General features: G+C 73.3%; 8 protein-coding genes and 1 pseudogene. 6 read left to right on the top strand and 3 right to left on the bottom strand.

The annotated features are described in order from the left end of the window. Nucleotides 1-113: 113 nt before the first annotated feature. The gene (locus ACFV9J_RS33130) at nt 114-383 is read left to right on the top strand and encodes a GlsB/YeaQ/YmgE family stress response membrane protein (RefSeq protein ID WP_385360499.1); all 270 of its coding nucleotides are present in this window, start codon (nt 114-116) and stop codon (nt 381-383) included. 12 nt (nt 384-395) lie between these two features. On the opposite strand, the gene ACFV9J_RS33125 is transcribed toward ACFV9J_RS33130, so the two are convergent. After that, nucleotides 396-1,355: an SDR family oxidoreductase gene (locus tag ACFV9J_RS33125; protein WP_385360490.1), complete on the bottom strand. Its 960-nt coding sequence runs from the start codon at nt 1,353-1,355 to the stop codon at nt 396-398. Nucleotides 1,356-1,497: 142 nt separating this feature from the next. Here ACFV9J_RS33125 and ACFV9J_RS33120 point away from each other — a divergent pair. Next, nucleotides 1,498-1,983 (top strand): annotated as a pseudogene (locus ACFV9J_RS33120) (nucleoside deaminase). A 43-nt stretch (nt 1,984-2,026) separates the two neighbouring features. Here ACFV9J_RS33120 and chpB read toward each other — a convergent pair. Then, nucleotides 2,027-2,755 carry an LAXTG-anchored chaplin ChpB gene (gene chpB / locus ACFV9J_RS33115; protein WP_385360488.1) on the bottom strand — a complete coding sequence of 243 codons (729 nt, stop codon included), beginning with the start codon at nt 2,753-2,755 and terminating at the stop codon, nt 2,027-2,029. Between the two features lie 233 nt (nt 2,756-2,988). On the opposite strand from chpB, the gene ACFV9J_RS33110 reads away from it, so the two are divergent. From ACFV9J_RS33110 to ACFV9J_RS33095, 4 genes are all read left to right on the top strand, one after another. Beyond that, a complete protein-coding gene (locus ACFV9J_RS33110) occupies nt 2,989-4,668 on the top strand; it encodes an alpha/beta hydrolase (RefSeq protein ID WP_385360486.1) in 1,680 nt (559 codons plus the stop codon). Between the two features lie 81 nt (nt 4,669-4,749). Then, the gene (locus ACFV9J_RS33105; protein ID WP_385360483.1) at nt 4,750-5,844 is read left to right on the top strand and encodes a chemotaxis protein; all 1,095 of its coding nucleotides are present in this window, start codon (nt 4,750-4,752) and stop codon (nt 5,842-5,844) included. A 122-nt stretch (nt 5,845-5,966) separates the two neighbouring features. Beyond that, nucleotides 5,967-6,995, top strand: coding sequence for a Gfo/Idh/MocA family protein (locus ACFV9J_RS33100; protein WP_385360480.1), 1,029 nt, complete (start codon nt 5,967-5,969; stop codon nt 6,993-6,995). Between the two features lie 272 nt (nt 6,996-7,267). Next, a complete protein-coding gene (locus ACFV9J_RS33095; RefSeq protein ID WP_385360478.1) occupies nt 7,268-8,584 on the top strand; it encodes a PAS domain-containing protein in 1,317 nt (438 codons plus the stop codon). 20 nt (nt 8,585-8,604) lie between these two features. Here ACFV9J_RS33095 and ACFV9J_RS33090 read toward each other — a convergent pair whose 3' ends face one another. Then, on the bottom strand, nt 8,605-10,113 hold the full coding sequence (locus tag ACFV9J_RS33090) for a hypothetical protein (protein ID WP_385360475.1): 1,509 nt from the start codon (nt 10,111-10,113) through the stop codon (nt 8,605-8,607). Nucleotides 10,114-10,406: the final 293 nt, after the last annotated feature.

The raw sequence follows: 10,406 nt of genomic DNA, 5'->3' as shown, positions 1-10,406 counted from the left end.
GGCCGGTCCCGCACCCGCGGGACCGGCCCTTCGCCCGTGCCACCGCCGTCGGACTGCACCCGCCCGCAGCGGGCAGACGCATCCTGCGGGGGTCTCGGCGGAGAGGGGTGGAGATGGAGATCGACGGCATTGTCAGCGCCATCGTCATCGGTGTCGTCATCGGCGTGCTGGGCCGGCTGGCCGTGCCCGGCCGGCAGCGCATCGGCGTCGTGTGGACGATCCTCGTCGGCATCGTGGCCGCGCTCGTCGGATCGTGGGTCGCCTCGGCGTTCGACGTGGCCGACACGGACGGCGTCGACTGGGTCGAGTGGCTCATCCAGATCGGCCTGGCCGCGGTCGGCGTGGCCGCGCTGGACCGGTCCCGGTCGCGCCCGGGCCGTTGAGGGGCCTGACCGTCACCTGCTGCGGAGCCACGCCTCGTACCAGGTGACGGTCGCGTCCACGGTGTCCGCCAGCGGCGTCGGAGCCGCCCCGAAGAACCGCTCGAAGGCACCGGAGTCCATGATCTGCGCCTCCGTGTGCTGGTAGAACATCTCCTCGTACTCGGCCATGAACTGTTCGTCGAAGGGGCCGAAGGGGCGGGGCCGTTCCACGACCACGACGTTCAGCGGGCGGCCCACGCGCTTCTCGATCAGCGCGTGGATCTCGCGCGTGCTGACGGCGGGCGCGGTCGGCAGGTGCCAGACACGGCCGTCCCCGTCGGGACGCTCGCCGAGGGTGGCCAGGGCGGCCGCCACGTCCTCGATGCAGGTGTAGCTGTGCGGCAGATCGATGTTCCCCATGGCCACGACGTCCCCGCCGGTGAGGGCGCCGGGGAAGACGGCCGCGCCCAGGGACGAGTTGAGCACGCCGGGCCCGACGAAGTCGGCACTGCGGCCGAGGACCACGCGGGCCCGGCCGGACCGGTGCGCGGCGAGGTACCGCTCGTCCAGTTCGGCACGCATCCGGCCCTTGCGGCTGGTGGCCTTCCAGGGGCTGTCCTCGGTCATCACCGCTCCCCCGGTCCGGCCGTACGGGTAGAGCGTGTCGAGGACCACCAGCCGGGCGCCGCTCTCCTCGACGGCGGCCAGGACCGCCTCCTGGACCCGGGGCATCACCTCCACCTGGAGGTGGTAGGCGACGTTGACGCAGTGGTACACGACGGCCGCGTCGCGTATGGCGGCACGGGCACCGTCGGCCGTGCCCACGTCGGCGGGGATCCGCTCGACACCCTCGACGGCGGGACCGGTGGCCCTGCGGTCCACCAGGCGGACGGGGTGCCCCCTGCGCACCAGCTCACGGGCGAGCGCGGTACCGGCGGGACCGGATCCCAGGACGACGTGCGGGGCGGGCGGCTGCGGGGTGGCGGCGGACATGGCGCTCCTCTTGCCTTGAATCGCTATGGACACTTGCTGTTGTTAGAGACTCTAACGCCAGCGATTGCGGATAGCAAGATGGTCGGGCCGGGGCGACATAGGCTGGCCGGGAAGGTTCACGTCACGAGGAGGGCGGTACGCCATGGTCGTGAAGGACGCCGAACTGCCACACCTGCGCCGTTGTGTGGAGCTGGCGGCCGAGGCACTGGAGGCCGGCGACGAGCCGTTCGGGTCGGTACTGGTGGGCGGGGACGGCACGGTACTGGCCGAGGACCGCAACCGGGTGGCCTCCGGCGACCGGACCCGTCACCCGGAGTTCGAGCTCGCGCGCTGGTCCGCCGCCCGTCTGACTCCCGGGGAACGGGCCGCGGCGACCGTGTACACGTCCGGCGAGCACTGCCCGATGTGCGCGGCCGCACACGCGTGGGTGGGCCTGGGACGCATCGTGTACGTCGCCTCCTCGGAGCAACTGGTGGGCTGACTGGAGGAGTTGGGCGTACCGGCGCCGCCGGTGCGGCCCCTCCCGGTGCGGGAGGTGGCGCCCGGCGTGACGGTGGAGGGCCCGGTGCCGCAGCTCACCCGGGAGATCCACGCCCTGCACCGGCGCTTCCACGCGGGAGGCGCCTGAGCCGGGGCACCCGTCCTGACGGCGGGTGCCCCGGTCGGCGCGGTCAGTCCCCGGAGACCGTCCGGAAGCGCCGGTAGAGGACGGTTCCGCCCAGCACGAGCGCGGCGCCGCCCGCGAGGGTGGGCAGGGCGCGGTCCGTCCCGGTGTGGGCGAGGGACACCTCTTCCCGGGGCGGGGCGGCATGCGGGGACGGCCGGGGCCCGGCGCGCTCGTCCTCCGGGGCGGACGGCTCCGGCTCCGCCGGGGGCTCCACCGGCTCCGGGTGGTCACCGGAGTCGTTCGAAGACTCGTTGCCGACGGCCGGGTTGCCGATGCCGACCACGTTGACGCTGTTGCCGCTGACGTTCACCGGGAGGTGCACCGGCAGCTGCACCCCGTTGCCGGAGAGCACGCCGGGCGAATCCTTTGCGCTTCCCTCGGCGGCCGTGCCGCCGGACGTCGCCCCGGACGCGCTGCCGGACGTGCCGTCCGAGGCTCCCGCCGCCCGGTGCGACGCCCGCTGGTGCGACGCCCCCGGCTCGCCGGTGTTGGCGCAGCCGTTGCCCGCGGCCGGGTTGAGGAGCCCCACCACGTTCACGGTGTTGCCGCACACGTCGACCGGCACGTCCACCGGGAGCTGGACGGTGTTGCCGGAGATCAGCCCGGGCGAACCGGCCGCGGATCCCTCGGCGCCCGCCCCGTCGGACGCGAACGCCGCGTACGCCGGCATCGTCACGGCCAGCGCGCCTGAGGCGGCGACGGCGAGCACACCGTTTCGGGTAACCCTTCTCATGAGGCTCCCTGCCTTCCAGACATGGTCGCGGGCAGTCGCCCGCACCGTCTAAAACGCGGGCGCACCATCCGAGTTATGGCTTATCGGTCTTTCACCCCATCGAGTGGGCGGTTCATCGAACAAGCGGCGCACGGTTTGGTGCGATGCCGCCCGGAGGCGCCGGGTGCGCGGCCCGCTTATGGTGAGCGAGGGCGTCGACCACCGGTCCGCGACGGGGCGCCCGGGAGGCATCGATGCAGGCCAAGCTGGAGACTCGGCCCTCGGTCCGGCGCTGCGCGGTGACCGGAGCGCTCGGCCTGGCCCTGCTGGGTGCGGGACTGCCGGCCGCCGCGAACGGCGCGACCACCACGGCCACGGCGGCCACCGCGACCACCGCGACCACCGCGACCACCGCGACCACCGCGACCACCGCGACCACCGCGACCACGCGGGACGCCGGATCGGGCCTGTCCCGGTTCTACGACCAGCGGGTCGAGTGGACGGCGTGCGAGGGCACGGACATGCCGAAGGACCTGCAGTGCGGCAAGGTCACCGTCCCCCTCGACTACGCGCGGCCCCGGGGCGGGACCCTCGACGTGGCCCTGGCCCGGTACCGGGCGACCGGCGACTCGCGGGGCTCGGTCCTGCTGAACTTCGGCGGGCCCGGCGGCTCCGGCATCAACGAACTCGCGGTGGGCGGCAAGGAGTTCATGCACCTCACCAACGGCTACGACGTGGTGACCTTCGACCCGCGCGGCGTCGGCCGGTCCTCCCCGGTCTCCTGCGGACCGGCCACTCTGAAAATCATGGAGGCGACGGACGGGGACGGGGGGATGACCGACACCGAGGACGTGCTGGAACGGCTGCGGGACGCGGCGGCCGAGTGCGCCAAGTACTCCGGCCCCGTGCTGCCCCACATAGGCACGGTCGACGCGGCCCGCGACATGGACGTGATGCGCCGGGCACTCGGCGACGACCGGCTCAACTACCTGGGCTTCTCGTACGGGACCCGACTGGGGGCGGTCTACGCGGCGCGCTTCCCGGACAAGGTCGGCCGGATGGTCCTGGACGGCGTGGACACGCTGACGGAACCGCTGGCCGAACAGGGGCTGGCCGGGGCGCGGGGGCAGCAGACCGCGCTGGAGAACTTCCTCGACTGGTGCGTCGAGGACGTCGCCTGCCCGTTCGGCCAGGACGCCCGGGACGCCCGGGACCAGGTCGAGCGGCTCGTCGCCTCCCTCGACTCCGACCCGGTGCCGTCGGCGTTCGGCGAGCCCTTCACCGGGCAGGACATGGTCGGCGCGATCGGCCAGGCCCTGTACAGCCGGGAGTTGTGGCCCTCGCTGGAACGGGCACTCGCGCAGTTGCTCGAGGACGGCGACACCCGCGGCCTGGAGGGCTTCTCGTCGGGCGGCGTCACCTTCCCGGTGCGCGGGGACAAGGGCGCGGGCCTCACCGACGAGGAGGACGTCCCCATGGACAACCTTCCGGCCGCCCTGATGGCGATCAACTGCGCCGACGACCCCGACCGCCCCACCGCCGCCCAGGTCACCGCGTCCCTCGACCGGCTGCGCGCCCGGTACGAGGACGTCTCGCCGGTCTTCGGCCGGTACCGGCTCACCCAGGTGCTCATGTGCTACGGCCGGCCCAGGGGGACGGACTACATCCGGGACGACGTGAAGGACCTCGACACCGCGAGGATGCTCCTGGTCGGCACCCGCGGCGACCCGGCCACGCCGTACCGCTGGACGACGGAGACGGCGGACCGGCTCGGCCCCTCCGCCGTGGTCCTGGACAACCGGGGCGAGGGGCACACCGGCTACGCGTCGTCCAAGTGCGTGCACCGCAAGGTCGACGACTTCCTGCTGTACGGCTCCCTGCCGCCCGACGGCAGCTCCTGCGGTCCCGAGTCCAGCGGCGCCGGCTCCGACTGAGCGGTGCCGGGCAGGGCCGGGCGGCGATCCACTCCGAACGCCCGATATGCCTTATATATCCGTGGAGCATATCGTGCTGACATGGAGCACGATCTGAGTCCCGCCACCCTCGCCGGACTGCGGCGCCCCCGCCCGTATCCGGCCGTGTCCGTACTGACGCCGACGCACCGCCGCGAGCCGGACAACGCCCAGGACCGGGTCCGGCTGCGCAACGCGGTCGCCGCGGCCAAGAAACAGCTGGAGGAGGATCCGGCGGTCAGCCGTGACCGGCGCGCGGAGGTGTCCCGCGAGCTGGACCGGGCGCTGGCCGAGATCGACCTGACGTACGCCGAGGACGGTCTGGCGATCTTCGCCGCCCCTGGTGAGCACCAGGTCTGGACGCTCAGCCGTTCCGTGCCCGAGCGCGTTGTCCTCTCGGACACCTTCCTGACCCGCAACCTCGTCGCCGCGCAGGCGGCCGAGCGGCCGTTCTGGGTCCTGTCGGTCGCCGCCGACCGCGTCAAGCTGTGGAGCGGCGGCGCGGGCCGCGTCGTGGAGGAACACCTCGGCGGCTTCCCGCTCGACCGGCCCGCCGAGGACTTCGACCCCGAGCGCCAGGAGCGGATCGGCGACGCGCCGAGCACCTTCCGGGACGAGGGCACCCGCAAGTTCCTGCGCGACGCCGACACCGCGATGGGCAAGGTCCTGCGCGCCCACCCCCGGCCGCTGTACATCACCGGCCCCGAGCCCGCCCTGTCCCTGTTCGAGGAGGCGGGCGCGCTCGCCTCCGACGCGGTGCTCGTCCCGCACGGCGGGCTCGCGCACGGCACCGCCGAGGCGGTGTGGCAGGCGGTGCGGCCCGTGCTCGAGAACGAGGCGCGCGGGTCGGTCGAGGCGGTGGCCAGGGAACTGGACGCGGCCCGCGGCCGCAAGGACTTCGCGGCCGGGGTCGACGAGCTGTGGGAGAGCGCCCACACGGGCCGTGTCCGGCTGCTGGCCGTCGAGGAGAACTTCAAGGTGACGATGCGCGACGACGGCGAGCACCTGCTCCCGGCCCACGACGGCGACCTCGACGCCCGGGAGGACATCGTGGACGAGATCGTCGAACAGTGCCTGGAGACCGGCGCCGACGTCCGTTTCGTGCCGGACGGCGCGCTCGGGGACGCGGACGGCATCGCGGGGGTGCTGCGCTACTGACGCCGGCCGCCGTACCCGCGGACCGGCCCGCCCCTGCCTCTTGACGCGCGTGAAACCCTGTTCGCCGTACACGTACCCGCTGCCCGCGGGTGCGCGGCGGACGGCGAAGGAGCGGGCGCGGCGTGAGTGAACTTCTGGGTGTGGCGGTCCTGGGTGCGGGGCACATGGGTGCCGACCACATACGACGCGTCGACCGGGTGGTGAGCGGCGCCCGGGTCGCCGCGGTGGCGGACCCCGACGCCGAGCGGGCGAAGGAGGCCGTGGGCGGGATCGGCGGGACCGGCCGGATCACGGCGCACACGGATGTCGAGGCCGCGCTGGACGCGCCGGGTGTCGAGGCCGTCCTGATCGCCTCGCCGGGCGAGGCGCACGAGGAGGCCCTGCTGGCCGCCTTCGCGCGGGGGCTGCCGGTGCTGTGCGAGAAGCCGATGGTGCCGGACTCCGCGGGCGCGCTGCGCGTGGTGGAGGCGGAGGCGCGCCTCGGCAGGAGGCTGGCGCAGATCGGGTTCATGCGGCGGTACGACGCCGAGTACCGGCAGTTGAAGTCCCTCCTGGACGGCGGGCGCCTCGGCCGGCCGCTGATGCTGCACTGCGTGCACCGCAACGTCTCCTCGCCCCCGCACTTCACCTCGGCGATGCTGCTCAACAGCTCCGTCTCGCACGAGATCGACGCGGCCCGCTGGCTGCTCGGCCAGGAGCTGAGTGCGGTGACCGTGCTGCGTCCGCGCCCCTCGGCCGGTGCGCCCGAGGGCCTGCTCGATCCGCAGCTCGTGCTCTTCGAGACCGAGGGCGGCGCCGTGGTGGACGTGGAGGTCTTCGTCAACTGCGGCTTCGGCTACGAGGTGCGCTGCGAAGCCGTCTGCGAGGCGGGCAGCGCCCGGATCGGCGCGGCGCACACCATGCTGGTCACCGCGGCGGGCGGCGCACGGGAGGAGGTGCCGCAGGACTACCTGGTGCGGTTCGCGGACGCCTACGACCGCCAGGTGCAGAGCTGGGTCGACGCCACCCGCCGCGGCCTGGTCACCGGGCCGGGCACCTGGGACGGGTACGCGGCCGCCGCGGCCGCCGAGGCCGGGGTGCGGGCGCTGGACACGGGCGCGCGCACACCCGTCGACATGGCACCCCGCCCGGCCCTCCACGACCGGGCATAGAACAAGGGTCCACCGAACACCAGGGCGACGACGCCTCCGGGGCCCCCTCCACCTCAAGTCCCGTAGGACGCCTACGACTTACCCCGCACCCGGGGAACACAGAACACGTACCCGAGTCACCCGGGGAAGACTGTGGCATATGCCGGAAGCACCACCGTATCGTGTGTTGCCGAATCCCTTACGAGGCATGGCGGGCTGTGCAACAGTCGTAACGGTCCTTCCGCCGGACCCGGTTCCACCTCGGTCGTACCGTCAGCACATCGGAGTGCGTCATGTCGTCCCATCTCTCCGCGGACCACCCGGCCGCCCAGCCACCGGGACAGGGCTCGGTCGAGGCGCTCATATCGCAGACCCGGCGGCTGCGGGGCGACGTGGACGCGGTACGGCGGGACAGCCAGGACGACACGACGGACCCCCGGGGGCGCTGGCAGCGCGCCCTGTACGACCTGGCACTGCACCAACTCACCGACCTCGACGCGCATCTGGCTCAGCTCCGGGACGGCCCGGCACCCGCGCCGCGCGCCGGTTCGCTGCTCAGCCGGGTCGGCAGCGCGGAGTGGAACCTGCTGACCGACGAGGCCGAGTGGTCCGCGGAGCTCTTCCACATCCTGGGCCGCGACCCGGCGTCCGTCCCGCTCAGCCTCGACGAACTCCCGTCCCTGGTACTCACCGAGGACCGCCCGAAGCTCACCGCGATGGTCACGGACTGCCTTGTCGACGGCCGGCCCATCGACGGCGAGTTCCGCGTGGTGCGCCCCGACGGGGGCGTACGCACCGTGCACATGATGGGCGAGCCCGTCCTCGACGCCGACGGCAGCACCGCGTCGATGTGGGCGGTGCTGCGGGACGTCGGCGAACTGCGCCGCAGCCAGCGGGCGGTGAGCGAGACCCGTGACTCGCTCCGGCACCGGCCGTCGCCGCCCTGGCACGGTCTCCTGCGCTTCCCGGACGAGGGCCGGCCCGGCCTGGACCTGGCCGCCGCGCACCTCCCGCCGACGTCCGCGACGGGCCGGCGGCCCCGGGACGGCGGGTGGTACGACGCGTGTCCGCTCGGCTCCGACGGCGAAACCCTGCTCACCGTGGGCGACTTCGGATGCCCGGAGGCCGAGGCGCACGCCCCGGCGGTGCTGCTCGGCGCCCTGCGCGGCCTGGCACTGGCCGGCACCCGGCCGGGACGACTGCGGGACCGACTCGCCGAACTGCTCCGGGCCACCGCCCTGCCGCCGGTGGACGGCGCCGTGTACTGCGGCTACCGGCCGGACACCCACACCCTGACGTGGGCGCACGCCTCGGGCCCCGTCCCGCTGCTCTTCCGCGGCGGAACGGGGCGTGCGCTGTCCGGACAGAACGGACCGTCGGGGCAGGACGGAACGTCGGGACAGGCCGAGACGACCCTCGAAGCGGGCGACCTGCTCCTCCTGCACACCGGGGCACTCGAATTGGAGGCCGTGGAGCACCTCCTCACCCTGGCCCCCCGCCTGACCGCGGCGGATTCGGCCGGGGCCGGTGTACGGCTGGTGACACGGGAGCTGGACGACTTTCCGGGTCGTCAGGACGCGTGCGTTCTGATGGCCCGGGTGACGCCCTAGGTCCGCGGAGCGCGGCGCGCCTACACCGGTGCGACGGTGCCCCCCGGCTCCTTCCCCCTGGGTGACTTGACCTTGGGCAGCGCCAGCTTGATCTCCTCCCGCAACTCCTGGATCTTCGGGTATCCGGCGTACTCGGCGGTGAGCCGGTACATCTGGCGCAGCCGGTCCCAGGTCCGCTGGGAGGAGTTGGAGCCCATCGACACCAGGGCCAGGCGGGCGTACCGGTCCGCCTGTTCGGGGTCGTCGGCGATGAAGCAGGCGGAGGCCATGGACAGGTAGTCGAAGATCTTCGACCGCTGCCGGCCGTCGATCCTGAGGGCCAGGGCCTTGTCCGCGTAGTGCTGGGCGTGCGTGGCGGCTCCCGGTTCGAACTCGGCGAGCGTCCGGTAGGCGAGGGCCTGCATGCCGTACAGGTCCTCCTCCTTGAACGTCTGCATCCAGTCCGGGGGCGGCACGTCCGCCTTGTCGGAGACGAAGAGGTCCTCGGCCCGTCCCAGGGTGCGGCGCATCGCCTGGCCCTTGCCCATGGAGGCCTGCGCCCAGGCCTCGATGGTGTAGAGCATGGCCTTGGTGCGCGGCAGCACCTGCTCGCCGGAGCCGGACTGGGCGAGCTTCATGAGGTCCAGGGCCTCGTCGGGGCGGCCCAGGTGCACCATCTGGCGGGCCGCCCGGGACAGGGCCTCGCCCGCCCGGGGCCGGTCGCCGCCCTCGCGCGCGGCGTGCGCGGCGATGACGAAGTACTTCTGGGCGGTCGGTTCCAGGCCGACGTCGTGCGACATCCAGCCCGCGAGGACGGCGAGGTTGGCGGCGACGCCCCACAGGCGCCGCTGGAGATGGGGTGGGTGGTGGTAGGCGAGCATGCCGCCCACCTCGTTGAGCTGGCCCACCACGGCCTTGCGCTGGAGGCCGCCGCCCCGGGCGGCGTCCCAGGCACGGAACACCTCGACCGAGCGCTCCAGTTCCTCCACTTCCTGCGACCCGATGGGGGCGGCCTCGTAGCGGTCGAACCCGGCGGGGTCGGCGTGCAGGGGTCGGTGGAGGTCGGGGGCGTCGGCCGCCAGGGCCGGGTCGGTGTGCAGCCAGTCGTACATGGCGCTGCTGAGTGCGGAGCCCGCGGCGAGCGCGGCGCCCGCGCCCACCAAGCCGCGTCGGTTGAGCATGAGGTCCATTCCCGTGAATTCGGTGAGGACCGCCGCAGTCCGCTCGGGCGCCCACGGCACGCCGTCGGGATGCTCTTCGCTCCCGTCGTGTGGCCGTTTCCCCGCACGCCCGTGCCGGACCAGACCGAGGTCCTCGATGGTCACGACACGGCCGAGACGCTCGGTGAACAGAGCCGCCAGCACCCGCGGCACCGGATCGCGCGGGATCTCTCCCATGTCGATCCACCGCCGCACCCGCGAGGTGTCGGTCGCCAGCTGCGGGTGGCCCATGGCCGCCGCCTGCCGGTTGACCAGCCTCGCGAGTTCGCCCTTGGACCAGCCGGCCAGGCCGAACAGGTCCGACAGACGGGTGTTGGGTTCTTTGCTCACTACAAGCCCCCAGGTTCTCGGCTGAGTTGACAGTAGCCCCGTGCGGGTTGCCGGGCGACTATTCGCCACCGTTCGCCAGGGTGCGCCAGATGGTGTGCCACGGGCGGCCGGGTGTCAGGTAGGAATGCGCCACCCCGACCCGGTCGCCGCGGGGGTACTCCCCAGGGTGGCCCCCGGCGGCCGGTCGGGCGGCGCGACGGCTTTCGGAAGACGTGCCGCCCCCGGTACCGACGGACTGGACCGGACCGGCACCCCTCTTCAGACAGGCACAGCAGGCACACGAAGGGATCTGT

This window comes from Streptomyces sp. NPDC059906, assembly GCF_042730645.1.
GTDB lineage: Bacteria > Actinomycetota > Actinomycetes > Streptomycetales > Streptomycetaceae > Streptomyces > Streptomyces rubrogriseus.
The sequence above is the reverse complement of the archived record's forward strand: the minus strand, read 5'-3'. Positions and strand labels throughout refer to the sequence as shown.